This window comes from Pseudomonas sp. R4-15, assembly GCF_055768815.1.
The window spans coordinates 2,770,044-2,788,180 of the sequence record NZ_CM147293.1; the positions used below are offsets into that span (position 1 = coordinate 2,770,044).

The 18,137-nt window shown below is 62.4% G+C and carries 14 protein-coding genes and 1 CRISPR repeat array; of the genes, 8 read left to right on the forward strand and 6 right to left on the reverse strand.

What is annotated here, in order from left to right; all coding sequences use genetic code 11:
- The first annotated feature begins 3 nt into the window (after window positions 1-3).
- Window positions 4-1,770 carry a sodium:solute symporter family protein gene (locus ACYRGX_RS13320; RefSeq protein ID WP_473052951.1) on the forward strand — a complete coding sequence of 589 codons (1,767 nt, stop codon included), beginning with the start codon at window positions 4-6 and terminating at the stop codon, window positions 1,768-1,770.
- A gap of 74 nt (window positions 1,771-1,844) precedes the next feature.
- Here the strand turns inward: ACYRGX_RS13320 and ACYRGX_RS13325 are convergent, their stop codons facing one another.
- On the reverse strand, window positions 1,845-4,298 hold the full coding sequence (locus ACYRGX_RS13325) for a TonB-dependent siderophore receptor (protein ID WP_473052952.1): 2,454 nt from the start codon (window positions 4,296-4,298) through the stop codon (window positions 1,845-1,847).
- Between the two features lie 263 nt (window positions 4,299-4,561).
- Here ACYRGX_RS13325 and ACYRGX_RS13330 point away from each other — a divergent pair, with 263 nt between their 5' ends.
- The 7 genes from ACYRGX_RS13330 to cas2 are packed head-to-tail and all read left to right on the forward strand — an operon-like array spanning window position 4,562 to window position 12,141.
- A complete protein-coding gene (locus ACYRGX_RS13330) occupies window positions 4,562-6,790 on the forward strand; it encodes a CRISPR-associated endonuclease Cas3'' (RefSeq protein WP_473052953.1) in 2,229 nt (742 codons plus the stop codon).
- Between the two features lie 32 nt (window positions 6,791-6,822).
- On the forward strand, window positions 6,823-7,497 hold the full coding sequence (gene cas5c / locus ACYRGX_RS13335; RefSeq protein WP_473052954.1) for a type I-C CRISPR-associated protein Cas5c: 675 nt from the start codon (window positions 6,823-6,825) through the stop codon (window positions 7,495-7,497).
- Window positions 7,494-9,290 carry a type I-C CRISPR-associated protein Cas8c/Csd1 gene (gene cas8c, locus ACYRGX_RS13340; RefSeq protein WP_473052955.1) on the forward strand — a complete coding sequence of 599 codons (1,797 nt, stop codon included), beginning with the start codon at window positions 7,494-7,496 and terminating at the stop codon, window positions 9,288-9,290. Before cas5c ends, cas8c begins: the two co-directional genes overlap by 4 nt.
- The gene (gene cas7c / locus ACYRGX_RS13345) at window positions 9,287-10,171 is read left to right on the forward strand and encodes a type I-C CRISPR-associated protein Cas7/Csd2 (RefSeq protein ID WP_473052956.1); all 885 of its coding nucleotides are present in this window, start codon (window positions 9,287-9,289) and stop codon (window positions 10,169-10,171) included. The genes cas8c and cas7c overlap by 4 nt, the downstream gene beginning before the upstream one ends.
- Before the next feature lie 13 nt (window positions 10,172-10,184).
- Entirely contained in the window at window positions 10,185-10,799 is a 615-nt protein-coding gene (gene cas4 / locus ACYRGX_RS13350) for a CRISPR-associated protein Cas4 (protein ID WP_473052957.1), read from the forward strand.
- Window positions 10,800-10,802: 3 nt separating this feature from the next.
- Complete coding sequence (gene cas1c / locus ACYRGX_RS13355; RefSeq protein ID WP_473052958.1) at window positions 10,803-11,843, forward strand: type I-C CRISPR-associated endonuclease Cas1c; 1,041 nt, start codon at window positions 10,803-10,805, stop codon at window positions 11,841-11,843.
- A gap of 10 nt (window positions 11,844-11,853) precedes the next feature.
- Window positions 11,854-12,141 carry a CRISPR-associated endonuclease Cas2 gene (gene cas2, locus ACYRGX_RS13360; RefSeq protein ID WP_473052959.1) on the forward strand — a complete coding sequence of 96 codons (288 nt, stop codon included), beginning with the start codon at window positions 11,854-11,856 and terminating at the stop codon, window positions 12,139-12,141.
- Between the two features lie 177 nt (window positions 12,142-12,318).
- Window positions 12,319-15,464: direct repeats of the CRISPR family, unit length 32 nt; unit sequence GTCACGCCCCACGCGGGCGTGCGGATTGAAAC.
- A 95-nt stretch (window positions 15,465-15,559) separates the two neighbouring features.
- On the opposite strand, the gene ACYRGX_RS13365 is transcribed toward cas2, so the two are convergent.
- The 5 genes from ACYRGX_RS13365 to ACYRGX_RS13385 form a co-directional block, all read right to left on the reverse strand.
- Window positions 15,560-15,940, reverse strand: a complete 381-nt coding sequence (locus tag ACYRGX_RS13365) for an alpha/beta hydrolase (RefSeq protein WP_473056688.1) — start codon at window positions 15,938-15,940, stop codon at window positions 15,560-15,562.
- Window positions 15,922-16,062: a hypothetical protein gene (locus ACYRGX_RS13370; RefSeq protein ID WP_473052960.1), complete on the reverse strand. Its 141-nt coding sequence runs from the start codon at window positions 16,060-16,062 to the stop codon at window positions 15,922-15,924. Before ACYRGX_RS13370 ends, ACYRGX_RS13365 begins: the two co-directional genes overlap by 19 nt.
- Before the next feature lie 13 nt (window positions 16,063-16,075).
- Window positions 16,076-16,492 carry a hypothetical protein gene (locus ACYRGX_RS13375; protein WP_473052961.1) on the reverse strand — a complete coding sequence of 139 codons (417 nt, stop codon included), beginning with the start codon at window positions 16,490-16,492 and terminating at the stop codon, window positions 16,076-16,078.
- Between the two features lie 115 nt (window positions 16,493-16,607).
- On the reverse strand, window positions 16,608-17,576 hold the full coding sequence (locus ACYRGX_RS13380; protein WP_473052962.1) for a FecR family protein: 969 nt from the start codon (window positions 17,574-17,576) through the stop codon (window positions 16,608-16,610).
- The gene (locus tag ACYRGX_RS13385) at window positions 17,573-18,091 is read right to left on the reverse strand and encodes an RNA polymerase sigma factor (RefSeq protein ID WP_473052963.1); all 519 of its coding nucleotides are present in this window, start codon (window positions 18,089-18,091) and stop codon (window positions 17,573-17,575) included. Before ACYRGX_RS13385 ends, ACYRGX_RS13380 begins: the two co-directional genes overlap by 4 nt.
- Window positions 18,092-18,137 lie beyond the last annotated feature (46 nt).

Sequence of the window (18,137 nt, forward strand, 5' to 3'; positions counted from 1 at the left end):
AGCATGAGCACCCAACTCCTGATTTACCTCTTCGTCGGTGCGAGCTTCGCGCTCTACATCGGTATCGCCATCTGGACCCGTGCCGGCTCCACCAGCGAGTACTACGTCGCCAGCAAGGGCGTGCATCCGGTACTCAATGGGATGGCCACCGGCGCTGACTGGATGTCCGCGGCGTCCTTCATCTCCATGGCCGGGATCATCGCCTTCGCCGGCTACGACGGCTCGGTCTACCTGATGGGCTGGACCGGCGGCTACGTGCTGCTGGCGATGTGCCTGGCACCCTACCTGCGCAAGTTCGGCAAGTTCACCGTGCCCGAGTTCGTCGGCGCCCGCTACTACTCCCAGGCCGCGCGCCTGGTGGCCGTGGTCTGCGTGATCTTCATTTCTTTCACCTACGTGGCAGGGCAGATGCGCGGCGTCGGCATCGTGTTCTCCCGCTACCTGGAAGTGAACATCGAGACCGGCGTGATCATCGGCATGGCCATCGTGTTCTTCTACTCCGTGCTAGGCGGCATGAAGGGCATCACCTACACCCAGGTGGCGCAGTACTGCGTGATGATCTTCGCCTACATGGTCCCCGCGATCTTCATCTCGATGATGATCACCGGCGTACCGATCCCGCAGCTGGGCTTCGGTAGCGAAGTGATCGGCACCGGACAGAGCGTCGTCGAGCGCCTCAACGGCCTGGGCGCCGAGCTGGGCTTCACGGCCTACACCGATGGCACCAAGTCGACCACCGACGTGTTCTTCATCACCATGGCGCTGATGGTCGGCACCGCCGGTCTGCCCCACGTGATCGTGCGCTTCTTCACCACGCCCACCGTGAAGGACGCGCGCAAGTCGGCCGGTTTCGCCCTGCTGTTCATCGCCATCCTCTACACCACCGCGCCTGCCGTGGCGGCCTTCGCCCGTACCAACCTGCTGACCAGCGTACCGGGTACCGCGTACCAGGAGCTGCCGGCCTGGTTCAAGACCTGGGAGAACGCCGGGCTGATCGGCTGGCTGGACAAGAACGGTGATGGCGTCATCCAGTACGGCCCGGGTGCGGCCTTCGCCGGCAAACCCAGCTATACCGCCGAGCGCGGCGAGGTCGGTCAGCGCGAGCTGTCCAACCAGCCCACCGCGGCGACCAACGAGCTGTACGTGGACAACGACATCATGGTTCTGGCCAACCCGGAAATCGCCGGTCTGCCGGGCTGGGTGATCGCGCTGATCGCCGCCGGTGGTCTGGCTGCCGCGCTGTCGACTGCCGCCGGTCTGCTTCTGGTGATTTCCACGTCGATCTCCCATGACCTGCTCAAGAGCAACCTGATGCCCAACATCAGCGAGAAGAAAGAGCTGCTTGCCGCACGTATCGCCGCTGGTCTGGCGGTGGTGGTCGCGGGGCTGTTCGGCATCTACCCGCCGGGCTTCGTGGCGCAGGTGGTGGCGTTCGCCTTCGGCCTGGCTGCCGCATCCTTCTTCCCGGCCATCGTCATGGGGATCTTCTCCAAGCGCATGAACAAGGAAGGGGCGATCGCCGGCATGGTCGTGGGCCTGGCCTTCACCTTCAGCTACATCGTCTACTTCAAGTTCATCAATCCCACGGCGACCTCCGCCGACTGGTGGTTCGGCATCTCGCCCGAAGGCATCGGTACCCTGGGGATGATCTTCAACTTCGTGGTAGCCGTGGTGGTTTCGCGCATGACCGCGCCGCCGCCGGAGCATATCCAGCATCTGGTCGAAGACATCCGCGTGCCGCGTGGCGCCGGAGCCGCCCTCGACCACTGAGGATGGGGTAGAACGAAAAACGCCGGAGCTTGCTCCGGCGTTTTTCATTGCGCTTCCGCTTGCAGCGCTATCCGTCAGAAGTCGACGGTGGCGCTCAGGGAGAGGGTGCGCGGCTCGCCGAGGACGAGGTAGTTGGAGCCCGGATAGCCGCCGGTCGAGGCCCAGTAGTCGCGGCCGGTGACGTTGTTCAGGCGCGCACGCAGGGTGACATCGCGCTCATCCACTTTCAGCGTGTAGCGGGCACCGAGGTCCAGGCGAGTCCAGGAAGGAATCTCGAGGGTATTGGCGGTATTGGTGTACTGGCTGCTGGTGTAGACGACCTGGCCGGTCAGGGTCAGGTTGCTCAGGTTCGGAACGTCCCACTCGCCGCCGATATTGGCCTGGGTACGGGGTACGCCGATGGGGTGGTTGCCTTCGTCCGCGCCGTACTCGGTCTTGGTCAGCTCACTGTCGAGAAGGGTCACGCCGCCGAGTACGCGCACGCCAAGCACCGGCTCGCCGAACACTGATAGCTCCAAGCCGCGGTTACGCTGCTCGCCGCCGTCACGAAATACCTGATCTTCGACGATGCCGAAGGCGCGTTCGGTGCTGAACAGCGCCAGACTGCCGCCGATATAGCCACCGTCGTATTTGATGCCTACCTCGGTTTGCTTGGAAACGTAGGGTTCTAGCGACGTATTGGCGTTGAGCACCGGCAGATCAGCACCTCCGCCCGGCGGCGTCGTCGTCGCAGGAGCAGAGTCGCCAGCGGTGAGCCCTTCAATGTAGTTGGCGTACAGGGACAGCTCGTCGTTCAATTTGTAGACGATGCCGGCCACCGGAGTGGTTTCATACTTGTTGTAGGAACCCGTGTTGCTACCGGTGTCGTAGTCGTAGGAGTCGCTACGAATTCCCTGGCGGCGAGCACCGAGAGTGAGCAGCAGGCGATCATCCATGAAACCGAGGGTGTCGGCGATGGCCAGGCTCTGGGTATGGGTGCGCGCGGTGATGGTCGGGTCGGACATGTCTCCTGATGAGAAGCCGATACCAGGAATTGGCGCATCGCTGGGATCGTAGAGGTCACCGGGTACGCCACCTGAGGACATCGCCCAGGCGTTGTGGTCCTTGGCGTGGTACATGGCGCCGGACATCACCCACTGGTGCGAGACCGGACCGGTCTGCAGCTTCCAGCGCACGCCGAGCTCACCAGTGGCGATGTCCTCCTGGCGGGCGTTGTCGAAGCGAGATGCGCTGGTGACACCGCCGCCGGTGTAGGTGGGGTTGGCGAGGCGGTTCTTTTCCTCGCCATGGCGGGCGCCTGCGGCGACCCAGCCGGTGACGCTGTCGCTGAAGTCATACTCGGCTCGTGCGGTTCCGAAGGTCTGCTTTTCCTTCGAATAGGTCCAGGGCTGCGCGAAGTTATCCTCGCCGTCCGGCGCGCTCGGCACGCGGGTAAGCGAAGCACCGGGCGTAACGCTGGGGCGCGGGTTATCGATGAAGTGGTACTGATGGCCAATGTCCATGGACAGGCGCAGACGGTCGCCCTGGTAGTCGAGGCCGAGGGCGAACATGTCGAGGGTGCGGTCCTCGTCGTCGACGCCGGTTTCGCCCTGGTGCTTGGCCGCGTTCAGGCGCACGCCGAAGCGGTTGTCCTCACCGAAGCGACGCCCTAGATCGACGGCCGCCATGCCTTGGCCACCGCTCTCCGCGCCGACCGTGAGGCGGGTCAACGGCTCGTTGCCGGCGCGCTTGGGTAGCAGGTTGATCATGCCGCCGACACCCGTACTGCCGGGCGCCGCACCATTGAGGAAGGCGCTGGCGCCACGGAATACCTCGGCGCGCTCAATGAATTCACTGGCAACGTACTGACGCGGTAGCAGGCCGTACAGGCCGTTGTAGGAGATGTCGTCGGAATACAGGTGGAAGCCGCGCACCATGTACAGCTCCTGCATGTTGCCGAAGCCGCGGGCGACGCGCACGGAAGGGTCGTTCTGCACGATGTCCGAGACGCTGCGGGCCTGCTGATCCATGATCAGCTTGTTGGTGTAGGCCGTGGAGGTGAACGGCGTGTCCATGTAGTCCTGGTTGCCGAGGATGCCTACGCGACCGCCGCGAGCGACCTGTTCGCCAGCATATTCGGAGGTCAGTCCGCCGGCTGACGCGTCGGCGCTGGCCACCACGCTGACGTCATCCAGCACCACGGCGTTGGCCTCGGCCGCGCTGATCAGCGCGAAGCCGCCCCCGGTGCTGGGGCGCAGCACCAGACCGCTGCCTTGCAGCGCCTGTTGCAGGGCGCCCTGGGCGTCATAACGACCCTGGATTGCCGGCGCCTGCTTGCCGGCGGTGAGCGCCGCATCGAAGCTCAGCGTCACACCGGCTTCACCCGCGATGCGGTTGAGCGTGGTGGCCAGGGGCGCCGCGGGAAGCTGGTAATCACGCACGCTCTGCAGCGCTTCGCTCTGCTGTGCGAGCGCGAGGGAAGGCAGTGGCAGGCTCAGGCAGCACAGTGCTGCGGCGAGCAATCCGGGACGGAACGACGGCATGGACATGCGAATGACTCCTGGATAAGAGTGAGTATCGATATCCCTAGGCCGAAGCGTTTCGGAAAAGTGACAGGGCGGAAATGTTTTTTTTTGCTAACGAAGCAAAAGCACTTCGGCCTTATGTAGTGACAAGGCCATCGGCCATCATGATATTTTTGTAGTCGCCGGTGGATGGATGGTCACTATCTGCTGGATGCGTGCCGGGAGGCCGTAATTGCTGGTGTGTTTCAGATGAAACTCTCGCGTTACTTACGGAAAAGGAGCGCTGTGTGCAGGGATCGCGATTTTTTGCTCACTCAACGACGGATTCTGACTGCAATGATTGGCAGCCTCTAGTTGAGCATCTGCAATCCGTGGGGCAACTGGCCGCGAAGCGAGCCGAGCCTTTTGGCGGGCAACAGCTGGCCCAGATAGCCGGGTTGCTGCATGACATTGGTAAGTACACGGATGAATTTCAGCGCCTTATAAATGGCGATCTGATCCGTGTCGATCACTCCACTCGCGGTGCGATGTTGGCGATCGAACGCTACGGCCAGGCAGGGTACTTGCTGGCCTATGGCATTGCCGGCCACCATGCTGGTTTGGCGAATGGTCGGGGTATCGGCGCGCGCAGCTCCCTGCAGGACCGACTCAAGGGAGAAGGGCTACCTCGGTTGCTGGATCAGTGGCAGCGGGAAATCCAGCTACCGACTATAGCGGACCTGCAACGCCCACCGATCACTCTGGTCAGGGAGCGCCAGGTATTCCAACTGGCGTTTCTGGCTCGCATGCTGTTCTCCTGCCTGGTCGATGCCGACTTTCTCGATACCGAGGCGTTCTACCAACGTGTTGAGCACCGCAAATCTCTGCGCCACGAAAGGAAGTGGAGCTTAAGCGAGCTGCGTGTGGCATTGGATGCCTATCTGGAAGGTTTCAATGCCAATTCTCCGGTCAATATCGTTCGTGCTGAGATCCTTGCGCATGTACGTCAGCAGGCTGAGTTTTTACCGGGGTTGTTCTCGCTAACGGTGCCCACCGGCGGTGGCAAAACATTAGCTTCATTGGCCTTCGCACTGGATCACGCGATTCGCCATGGCCTACGCCGCATCATCTACGTCATCCCCTTTACCAGCATTGTTGAGCAGAACGCTGCTGTGTTTCGTAAAGCGCTGGGCGAGTTTGGCGAAGAGGCTGTATTGGAGCACCATAGCGCTTTCAACGATGACCGCAACCAGAGCCGGCAAGCCCGCGACAAGCTGCGACTGGCAATGGAGAACTGGGATGCGCCAATCATCGTCACCACTGCTGTGCAGTTCTTCGAGAGCCTGTTTGCGGACCGGCCGTCACGTTGCCGCAAGCTGCACAATATTGCCGGCAGCGTGATCATTCTCGACGAAGCGCAGACCTTACCGCTGAAGCTGCTGCGTCCCTGTGTGACCGTAATCGACGAGCTGGCTCTTAACTACCGTTGCAGTCCAGTGCTATGCACCGCAACCCAGCCGGCGTTACAGGCCCCGCAATTCAAGGGCGGGTTGCAGAATGTGCGCGAGTTGGCACCGAATCCGTCGCAGCTGTTCGGGCAACTGGCGCGGGTGATGGTGCGGCACCTGGGCATGCTCAGTGATGCCGCGCTGCAGCAGCAGATGACCGAGCGTGAGCAGGTGCTGTGCATCGTTAACAACCGCCGACATGCGCGGGCGCTGTATGAATCCATCGCAGAATGCGAGGGGGCACGCCACCTGACCACCCTGATGTGTGCCCGTCATCGCAGTCAGATGCTGGCTGAGGTGCGTCAGCGCCTGCACGATGGCCTGCCATGTCGGCTGGTCGCCACCTCGCTGATCGAGGCTGGGGTGGATGTCGACTTCCCAACAGTGCTACGTGCCGAAGCCGGATTGGATTCGATCGCCCAGGCTGCCGGGCGCTGCAACCGCGAAGGACGACGGAAGCGGGGAAGCAGCGAAGTGCTGGTATTTAGGACGGAAAACCCTGACTGGAGGGCTCCGCAAGAGCTGCAACAGTTTGCCCAGGCAGCCCGCGAGGTATTGCGTAACACCGAGGGTGATCCACTGGCGCCGGAGGCCATCACGCGCTACTTCCAGCATCTGTATTGGCACAAGGGTGAGCGCGAACTAGACAAGGCTGACCTGCTGGTGCAGATCGAAAGCAAGCGGCTGGAGGGCGTCCCATTCGAGATGCTAGCCCGTGAATTCCGCATGATCGACAGCATTCAATACCCCGTGATCATTGCGTTCGATGAGATTGCGCAGGCTGCGCTGAAGGCGCTGGAGTTTTCTGAGGGCTGTGGAGAGCCGGCGCGCCAGTTGCAGCCCTACATCGTGCAGTTGCCCAAGCAAGGCTATGACGGCCTGCTGCAGACCGGAGCGATCCAGCCAGTAGCCCCAGATCGTTACGGCGAGCAGTTCATGCAGTTGGTCAACCCTGATTTGTATCACTCGCAATTTGGGCTGCATTGGGAAAATCCAGCCTTCATCCGCAGTGAAAGTCTGTGTTGGTGAGAGCAGGGCGCTAACCAGAAAAAGGAGGGCTCATGGCCTATGGAATTCGCTTGTTGGTCTGGGGAGAGCGAGCCTGTTTTACCCGACCTGAAATGAAGGTGGAGCGCGTCTCCTACGACGTCATCACGCCCTCGGCGGCGCGTGGCATTCTGGAAGCGATCCACTGGAAGCCGACGATCCGCTGGGTAGTGGATCGCATTCATGTGTTGAAACCGATCCGCTTCGAGTCGATCCGCCGCAACGAGGTGGGCGGAAAGCTTTCAGCGGCCAGCATCGGCAAGGCGATGAAGGCCGGACGCACCGACAGTCTGGTGACGTTGGTCGAGGAAGATCGGCAACAGCGTGCGGCGACCGTACTGCGTGACGTGGCCTATGTGATTGAAGCGCGCTTCGAGCTCACCTCCCGCGCCGATGCCAGTGACTCGGAAGGCAAGCACCTGGATATTTTCAATCGTCGTGCGCGCAAAGGGCAGTATTTCCACGCTCCCTGTCTGGGCGTACGCGAGTTTCCCGCCAGTTTCGAGCTGATCGAGTCGGATGCCCCATTGCCAGAGGTGGATATCGCTCTGCTGGGCGAGCGTGAGCTGGGCTGGATGCTGCACGACATCGACTTCGCCCACGAGATGACGCCGCGCTTCTTTCGTGCCGCGATGCGCGACGGTGTGATCGAGGTGCCGGCGCTGCACAGTGAGGAGGTCCGGGCATGATCCTCTCGGCACTCAATGACTATTACCAGAGGCTGCTGACGCAGGATGTCGGCATCGCGTTGCCGGGTTACAGCCAGGAAAAGATCAGCTATGTGCTGGTGCTGTCGCCGGAAGGCGAGATGGTCGATGTGCAGGATATCCGGGTGCAGGCGGGCAAGAAGATGCAGCCACGACTGCTCAGCACGCCGCAGCCGGAGAAGCGCACTTCCGGGGTGAAGTCCAACTTCCTGTGGGACAAGACCAGCTATGTGCTGGGCGTGAGCGGCAAGGAAAGTGAGCGCTTGGCGCAGGAGCATCAGGCGTTCAAAGCGCGGCAGCAAACACTGTTGGCAGACAGCAGTGATCCCGGGCTGCAGGCCCTGCTGAAGTTTCTCGATCGGTGGACGCCCGAGCAGTTCCAGCCACCGCTGTTCAACTCGGACATGCTCGACAGCAATCTGGTATTCCGTCTGGATGGCCAACTGCAGTACCTGCACGACATGCCAGCAGCCCAGGCAATCTGGAGTCGTTTGCAGGCGGGAGCCGACAGCAAGGAGGGCATGTGTCTGGTCACCGGGCAGCGTCAGCCGCTGGCACGGCTGCACCCGGCGATCAAAGGCGTCAACGGCGCGCAAAGCTCGGGTGCATCCATCGTTTCCTTCAACCTGGAGTCCTTCAGCTCCTACGGCAAGAGTCAGGGTGACAACGCTCCGGTGTCCGAGCAGGCCGCTTTTGCCTACGCCACCGTACTTAACCACCTGCTACGTCGCGACGATAGCAACCACCAACGCCTGCAGATCGGCGACGCGAGCGTAGTGTTCTGGGCCGAGGCGGCTAACACCGCGCAAGCAGATGCGGCAGAAACCCTGTTGTGGGAAATGCTTGCCCCCCCCGTGGATGATGCGTCCGAAACCGAGCGTTTGCGCCAGGCACTGGATGCCGTGGCCAGCGGTCGCGCACTACGCGAGCTGAACCCAGAGCTGGAGGATGACACCCGGCTATATGTGCTGGGATTGGCCCCCAATGCCTCGCGCCTGTCGATCCGTTTCTGGGAAACCGGCAGCCTGCACAGTTTCGCCCGCCGGCTGGCCGAGCACTTTCAGGATCTGGCGCTGCAGCCGCAGCCCTGGAAAACCGCACCGGCGCTGTGGCGTCTGCTGCTGGCCTCTGCGCCAAGCCGCGATGGCAAGAGCAAGACGGACGACGTCCCCCCACAACTGGCCGGCGAGCTGACTCGCGCCATCCTGACGGGCGGCCGCTATCCACGCAGCCTGCTCAACCAGATCATCATGCGTCTGCGTGCCGACGGCGATATCTCCGGCGTGCGGGTCGCACTGTGCAAGGCCGTTCTGGCGCGTGATCTGCGCCTCGGCGTCAAGGGCATCAACGAGGAGATACCCATGAGTCTCGACAAGGAAGCCAGCAACCCCGGCTATAGGCTGGGCCGGCTGTTCGCCGTACTGGAGAGTGCCCAACGTGGTGCGTTGGGCAAGCAGGTCAACGCCACCATCCGTGACCGTTACTACGGTGCAGCCTCGGCCACGCCGGCTACGGTGTTCCCGATGCTGTTGCGCAATACCCAGAATCATCTGGCCAAGTTGCGCAAGGAGAAGGGCGGACTGGCAGTCACGCTGGAGAAGGAAATCAGTGACATCATCAATGGCCTGCCGCCGCAGTTCCCGCGCAGCCTGCGGCTGGAAGATCAGGGCCGCTTTGCCATTGGCTATTACCACCAGTCTCAGGCCCGCTTCGCCCACAGCAAGGACGAAGATGCCGATGCCACCGAATCTGCCGAGCAAGGAGCACAGGAATGAGCGTCATCGCCAACCGTTACGAATTCGTCTACCTGTTCGACGTCACCAATGGCAACCCGAATGGTGACCCGGACGCCGGTAACCTACCGCGCCTCGACCCGGAGACCAACCAGGGGCTGGTCACGGATGTCTGTCTCAAGCGAAAGATTCGCAACTACGTAGCGCTGGAAAAATCCGATGCGGACGGCCAGCCCGAGCCGGGTTATGTCATTTACATGCAGGAAAAGTCGGTGCTGAACAACCAGCATAAGCAGGCCTATGCCGCGCTAGGCATTGAACCGGAGACGAAGAAATTACCTAAGGACGAAGCAAAGGCCCACGAGCTGACACGCTGGATGTGTGCCAATTTCTTTGACGTACGCGCCTTCGGTGCGGTGATGACTACAGAGGTCAATGCTGGGCAGGTACGTGGGCCGATTCAGTTGGCGTTTGCGTCTTCGATTGATCCCGTGATCCCCTTGGAGGTGTCGATCACCCGCATGGCCGTGACCAACGAGAAGGATCTCGAAAAGGAGCGCACCATGGGGCGCAAGCACGTCATTCCCTACGGTCTATATCGTGCTCACGGATTCATCTCCGCCAAGCTGGCCGAGCGCACCGGTTTTTCCGAGGCGGATCTGGAGCTGCTATGGCGCGCGCTGAGCAACATGTTCGAACACGACCGCTCTGCTTCCCGTGGCGAGATGGCGGCGCGCAAGTTGATCGTGTTCAAGCACGATCACCCGATGGGCAATGCACCGGCGCATAAGCTATTCGAGTTGGTCAAGGTGACGCGCGCAGCGGGTGAAGCTGACACCCCGGCACGCAGTTTTGCGGACTATAAGGTCAGCGTAGATCCGGGTGCGCTGCCAGCGGGAGTCAGTCTGCAGGAAATCCTCTAACTCGGAGGCGGGCATGGAAGACGATGACCTGATCCCTCTGTCCGCCCTCCAGCACTACCTGTATTGCCCGCGGCAATGCGCACTGATCCACGTCGAGCAGCAATGGATGGAGAACCGGCAGACCGCCGAAGGCCGTTTGCTGCACCAGCGTGCTGATCGGCCGCAGACCGAGCAGCGCCATGGAGTGCGTACCGTCACCGCAATGCCGTTGGCTAGTTCCGAGCTTGGCATCAGCGGAATTGCCGATGTGGTCGAATTCCACGACGAGCAGCCCTTTCCTGTCGAGTACAAGCGTGGTCGGCCGAAAGCGCATCGTGCTGATGAAGTTCAGCTGTGTGCTCAGGCTCTGTGTCTGGAGGCCATGTTGAATCGGCAAGTGACCGAAGGAGCGTTGTTCTACGGTGCGGCACGCCGACGCAAGAAAATTATCTTCGATACAGCCTTACGCAGCCTGACGTTGGATGTCATCACAGCAACCCGCCGTATGCTGCAGGCACAGCAAACTCCAGGAGCTCAGTACGAGGCCAAGCGCTGTGATGCCTGCTCATTAATCGACCTGTGCCAGCCACGGCTGTTGGAGCGCCGGCAAAGTGTTCGCGATTGGTTACGACAGCAGATCAAGGATTGAACGATGCGCCGTCAGCTCAACACTCTTTACGTCACTTCGGAAGGCGCCTGGCTGCGTAAGGATGGCGCTAACATCGTTATGGAAATTGACGGGGAGCTTCGAGCTCGCATACCGGTACATATGCTGGAAAGCCTGGTTTGCATTGGCCGAGTACTGGTATCTCCACCTTTGCTGGGCTATTGCGCTGAACACAGCATCTGCATCAGCTATCTGACACCCAATGGGAAATTTCTTGCCCGCGTTGAAGGGCCGGTGTCCGGAAATGTACTTTTACGTCGAGAGCAGTACCGTCGTAGTGAAAGTCCGGCAGGTTGTGCTGCCATCGTTGCCAATCTGCTGACCGGCAAGGTGTACAACCAGCGCGCAGTGATAGGCCGCGCCCTACGTGATCATGGCGAAAAACTGGCTGAAGATGCGCGTAAGGCGTTAGCTATTGCCTACAAGCGGCTGGCGCGTATTGCCGACCGGCTATTAAGGGAGCAGAACGTGGACGTGCTACGTGGACTAGAAGGAGAAGCTGCTCAGACATATTTCGGCGTGTTCGACCATCTGATTCGTGTACCTGCCACTGCCCTACGTTTTTCCGGGCGCAGTCGTCGTCCGCCGTTAGACGCAGTGAATGCTTTGCTGTCTTTTCTCTACACTCTACTGACACACGATTGCCGCTCTGCTTTGGAAACCGTGGGCCTCGATCCCGCAGTCGGTTTTCTGCACCGTGATAGGCCAGGTCGTCCGAGTCTGGCACTGGATCTAGTGGAAGAGTTTCGCCCCGTACTGGCCGATCGCCTAGCCTTGTCGCTGATTAACCGCCGACAGTTGTCTTCGTCCGATTTCCAAATCATGGACAATGGTGCGGTACTAATGAGAGATGAAGCGCGTAAGAGGGTGCTGGTGGCCTATCAGGAGCGCAAGCGTGAGGAGTTGCGGCATGGCTTCCTCGATCAAACCGCACCATTGGGCCTATTCATGTTTATCCAGGCACAGCTACTAGCCCGTCATCTTCGAGGTGATTTGGACGCCTATCCGCCATTCATATGGAAGTGAGTTGCGAAAAATGATGGTTCTAGTGAGCTATGACGTGAGTACGGAAGGTGACGGAGCACGGCGCTTGCGACGTGTTTCCAGGGCATGTCTCGATTACGGACAGCGAGCCCAGTTTTCAGTGTTTGAAATCGAAGTAGACGCGGCCCAATGGGTGGTGCTTAAGAATCGTCTATGTAATTTGATCGATCCCGAGGTTGATAGCCTGCGTTTCTATTACTTAGGGCGCAACTGGCAGAATCGCGTTGAGCACATTGGCGCCAAGCCGGTTCTTGATCTTAATGGTCCATTGATCCTCTGATTGCGAACCTCTAGCAGCCGCTAGATCCCAGGTAGGTTCGCACGGGTCTCCAGCCCACGATATCTCCAGATCTCTCACACAAATGAAGCTTTTAGGAGCTGCAACGGAGTCTCTTCTCTGGCGGTTCGCGGGGCAGCGTCAATTTTTATTCTCCAATCAATAGGTTATAAGTACACAGTCACGCCCCACGCGGGCGTGCGGATTGAAACGCCAGTCCGGCGCCGAGCCGCTGCAGACCAGCGAGTCACGCCCCACGCGGGCGTGCGGATTGAAACCGCTCAGTCGCGTGTGCCAGGACTATTTCACCCACGTCACGCCCCACGCGGGCGTGCGGATTGAAACCACCCACCAGCATCTTGGCGCCGGGGTAGCGCTTGTCACGCCCCACGCGGGCGTGCGGATTGAAACACGAAGATCAGGATCGGGCGAGTACCCGAGCCGAGTCACGCCCCACGCGGGCGTGCGGATTGAAACATCAGCGAGGAAATGGCCAAAGGTCTAAAGCCGCTGGTCACGCCCCACGCGGGCGTGCGGATTGAAACTACACTGCCTGAATCTCCTGCGGGGCGAAAGCCCGTCACGCCCCACGCGGGCGTGCGGATTGAAACCCGCATAGACGGGATCTGCGCCTCCAGCAAGGGCGTCACGCCCCACGCGGGCGTGCGGATTGAAACACCACCGCCGGCCCCGTCGGCGCCTACCGCTACCAGTCACGCCCCACGCGGGCGTGCGGATTGAAACTCAAACGGTTTTTCAGGGATCGCCACGACCATCCTCGTCACGCCCCACGCGGGCGTGCGGATTGAAACCGCAGAACGCCCTGTTCCATAAGTGGTGCGAAGGTCACGCCCCACGCGGGCGTGCGGATTGAAACGTCCGTGACATTCGCGGTGGCGGCTCCCAGGCAAGTCACGCCCCACGCGGGCGTGCGGATTGAAACGTCATGTGGCACGCCCGCCAGCGGGAACTCGGCTGTCACGCCCCACGCGGGCGTGCGGATTGAAACTCGCCGATCCACTCGCCGGCGCTGCTGCCCGCCGTCACGCCCCACGCGGGCGTGCGGATTGAAACTCTGTGTTGGCCGTGAATACGACTTTGCAGTCCTCGTCACGCCCCACGCGGGCGTGCGGATTGAAACACCTACATAGACCGCCTTATCGGCGAGCGCATCACGTCACGCCCCACGCGGGCGTGCGGATTGAAACACGATCACCCGCGGCGGCAGCAGTTGGGGTATTGGTCACGCCCCACGCGGGCGTGCGGATTGAAACGTGCGGCCTGATGGATCGGTTGGCGGTTCGCCTGGTCACGCCCCACGCGGGCGTGCGGATTGAAACACGCCGTGCAGGCTGTAGGTCATTTCCGGTACCAGGTCACGCCCCACGCGGGCGTGCGGATTGAAACGTCATGGGTCAGGCTGGACAGGCGCCGGAGGCGGTCACGCCCCACGCGGGCGTGCGGATTGAAACATGTTCTTGAGCTTCTTGGGCAGTGCCATATCGGGCGTCACGCCCCACGCGGGCGTGCGGATTGAAACGCCGATGAGAGTCGCACCGCGCCGCTGTGGGACAGTCACGCCCCACGCGGGCGTGCGGATTGAAACGCAGGCCAGGCGGTAATGCCGTAGGCCCGTGCCGTCACGCCCCACGCGGGCGTGCGGATTGAAACGCTCGCAACGGCTGGCATCTGAAATCCAACTAAGTCACGCCCCACGCGGGCGTGCGGATTGAAACGTCGGCGCCGCCAGGCTGCGCGATACCGGCGAGCGTCACGCCCCACGCGGGCGTGCGGATTGAAACAATGTTGATTCGGCTGTGTTCCACGGTGGTAATTGTCACGCCCCACGCGGGCGTGCGGATTGAAACTGGCGGACGCAATACAACGCGCTTTTCGGCGCCGTCACGCCCCACGCGGGCGTGCGGATTGAAACGTGATGCAGGACCGCAGCGACGAGGGGTTGGAGGTCACGCCCCACGCGGGCGTGCGGATTGAAACCGACCTATCCCGCCGAGATTCACCGAGCTGTCACGTCACGCCCCACGCGGGCGTGCGGATTGAAACACGTGCGACCGATTGCGGACGTAGGTGTAAACCGGTCACGCCCCACGCGGGCGTGCGGATTGAAACAGCTTCACCGGTGCCGCCACCGGCTCCGGCAGTTGTCACGCCCCACGCGGGCGTGCGGATTGAAACGACCAGCGCTTGCGCATCTGCCCTGCCCTGCTCGGTCACGCCCCACGCGGGCGTGCGGATTGAAACCAGGCGACGAACTCGGGCCAGATGAGCATCAGCTCGTCACGCCCCACGCGGGCGTGCGGATTGAAACTCGGTCGCCATGTCGGCGACATCGCGATACGCGAACGTCACGCCCCACGCGGGCGTGCGGATTGAAACTTCACCGGCGTTGATGGTAATGCGGTGACGGGTGGTCACGCCCCACGCGGGCGTGCGGATTGAAACTCCAGGTCACGAAAGCAGGTCTCATGCATGAACTGTCACGCCCCACGCGGGCGTGCGGATTGAAACACCACCGCAAGCTGGGAACTGACCAGCTACACGAAGTCACGCCCCACGCGGGCGTGCGGATTGAAACCCCCTGACGGCTGGAGCGCATCGGATTCGCCCACGTCACGCCCCACGCGGGCGTGCGGATTGAAACATCGGCAGGGTGAGTTCGCCGCCGTTGCGCCGCGTCACGCCCCACGCGGGCGTGCGGATTGAAACCGCGCACTCGATGCTGTTGCTCAGTACGATAGGCGGGTCACGCCCCACGCGAGCGTGCGGATTGAAACATGATGTGGCCGACACGGCCCTGCTCGGGCTTGCGTCACGCCCCACGTGGGCGTGCGGATTGAAACTACAGCGGCCTGGTCAGCGCGATGAACCCGTATCGTCACGCCCCACGCGGGCGTGCGGATTGAAACAACCGCCGCGGCATGGCTGCCGTGCATGACGCGAGTCACGCCCCACGCGGGCGTGCGGATTGAAACATGCAGCCCGGCCAGGAATACGCGACCCAGGCCGGTCACGCCCCACGCGGGCGTACGGATTGAAACGAACTCGCGGTCGGCGACCGACCTGGCCACCCCGGTCACGCCCCACGCGGGCGTGCGGATTGAAACCGGTATATCGTCGAGTCGGCGGCCCCGGTCGACGTAGGTCACGCCCCACGCGGGCGTGCGGATTGAAACACCGGCATCCAGGGATTTTGCGCCTGGCGTGACGGTCACGCCCCACGCGGGCGTGCGGATTGAAACGCTATATCCACGTTTGCATCGGCAGTTCCTCCGAGTCACGCCCCACGCGGGCGTGCGGATTGAAACTGCCGTTTCGCAGGTCCCGCTGGATGCGTGATACAGGTGCAGCGCCGTTGATGAGCTCTGCGGCGCTGTGCTGGGGGCTAATGCAGCGGGGCTGCTCAGTGTGCGCCGGGTGCCATCAGGCCATGTGCCTGCATCCAGGCGAGTAGCTGCCCGAACCAGAGATCGCTGTTGGTGCCCTTGGGTTCAAGGCCGAAACCGTGTCCGCCGTGCTCGTAGACATGCAGTTCTGCGGCGGCGCCTGCCTTGCGCCATGCGGAGTAGAGCAGCAGGCTGTCATTGGCTAGGTATTCGTCATCAGCTGCTGCAGCGATGAACGCGACGAACGCGGGGGACGCGTCGGCGGGCACGGGGGTGCGCAGGCCGCCGTAGATCAATCCGACGAAGTTCGGCCGAGTGTGTCTGTCTCCGATGGCGAGGTCTGCCGCCAGAAAAGCCCCGGAAGAGAAGCCCAGGATGCCTACCCGTTGGGCATCGATACCCCATTCCTAGGCGTGGGCGCGCGCACGATGGCCATCGCCTGTTTGGCGTCTTCCACGGCGTGGGGCTCGCCAGCGAAGCTGGGCACCTCCAGGGGCTCTCCCGTCTTCGCGCGGGTCATGATCGTCTGCATCTCATGGATATGCACGGCGGGGCATGTGCATGGCGTCGTCGGGGCTTCGTACGGTGCGATATTTCAGAACCAGCGCAGTGACACCTCGTTGAGCCAGGCGGCGCGCTACATCGATGCCCCCGCTATAGTAGTCCAGCCCCACGAAGCCGCCGCCCGGTGCGACGATCACCGCTGTGCCATTCGCCGTGCCGGGTTGAGGGCGAAACAGCTCCAGAGTGGGATCGCTAACGTTGAATATGAGCGTTTGGGACATGCCTTCCACCGTGTCCTGGCTCTCGGGAACGGGCAGGGGTGCATGGCTTCCCGCGGGATAGAGGGCGATGACGGTGCCATCGTCCGCTTTCGGCGCGGCAAACGCAGGTAGCGCCGCGATCGTGCAAAGCAACGCCAAGGCAAGCGTTGCGGTAGGGCACCTCATGCAAATCTCCTTGGCTGGACCTGGCGGCTTGCTGTGGTACGTCCGCCTGGACGGCAAAGTTTACGTCGGCAAGCCGACTCGCGGGTCCGCCTCATCTGTCTGCACGTTGAACCCGCTACTGGACAGAGACGCTTGGCACCAGGGTCACCCACCAATCGGTGAGTCGCTCCTGGCGCAAGGACAGGCTGTCCGCCAGGGAGGCGAGGGCCTTGTCGCTGTCGTGCAGCGGGAAGCTGCCGGTGACGCGCCGCCCGGCGATGCTCGGATCTACGCTCAGGTGGCCCGGCCGATACTCCGCCAGTCGCGCGATCAGTTGGCCCAGCGGCATGTCTTCGACCACCAGCATGCCGTTGTGCCAGGCGTCGGCGAGCAGTGGTGCCGGTCCATCGCTGTCGAGGTGGGTGGGATGCAGCAGCACCTGCTTGCCGGCGTCGATGACCCGTTCTTCGCTGCCTTGTTGGGGGCGAGCGGCCACTGCCGACTGCAGGACGGTGAGTCGCGTGCCGTCCGCTTCCTTCCGCACGAGGAAGCGCGTGCCCAGAGCGCGTAGTTCTCCGTCGGCGGTATCGACGATGAACGGGCGCGGATCGGCATGGCCGGTTTCCACCAGGATTTCGCCTTCGCGCAGGTGCAGGCGGCGCTCGGGGCCGTCGAAGTCCACATCCAGGGCGCTCTGGCTGTTAAGCCAGACCTGGGTACGGTCGGCCAGTTGCAGGTGGCGCTGTTCGCCGCCGGCGGTGCGTTCGTCGGCCGTCCAGGCGGTCAACGGGCGCTGCTGCACCAGGCCGAGCGCCAGGCCCGCACACAGCAACAGCACACCGAGTCCGCCGCCCAGACGCCGGCGCCTGCGGCGGGTTTCCTCGCCAGCCTGCATGAGTGCGCGCCGCGCCGGAGCGCTGGCGGCGAGCTCGAAACGTTCGTCCAGCCCCGTCAGTTGGGCCCAGGCACGGGCATGCTCGGGACTGGCCGCATGCCAGCGGTGGAAGGCCTGCTGGCGCGCTTCCCCGGCATCCTCGTCGCAGAGATCGAGGCGCCAGGCGATGGCTTCGTCGAGAATCCGTGCGCTGACCGGATGCTGTTTCACGTGGGCTCGCCGTAGAGCGCCACGTAGCACTGGCGCAGTCCCTGGGCGAGATACTGGCGCACCCGCGAGACGGAAACGCCGAGACGCTCGGCGATTTCTCCCTGGGAGAGGCCGTCGAGGCGTTGCAAGAGGAAGGCACTGCGCGCTTTCGGCGAGAGGCCGTCGAGCAGGCGGTCGATCGCTTCCAGCGCTTCGAGGATCTCCAGGCGCGTCTCGGCACCGGGTTGCTCGGCCTCGGACAGGCTCGCCAGGGCTTCGAGGTAGGCCCGTTCCAGCGCATTGCGGCGGTATTGGTCGACCAGTAGACCGCGGGCGATGGTCGCCAGAAAGGCCCGTGGACGCTCCGGGGCGTCGAGTCGTTCACGGCCGAGCAGGCGTACGAAGGTGTCCTGGCTGAGGTCGGCGGCGCGCTGCGGGCAACCCAGGTTGCGCTGTAGCCAGGCAATGAGCCATTCGGCGTGCTCATGGTAGAGCCGGCCAATCAGGATCTGACGGGAGGAAGCACTCGCCGACACAGGGACACCGTGCAGTAAAAATAACGAGAATGATTCGCAATTTTTG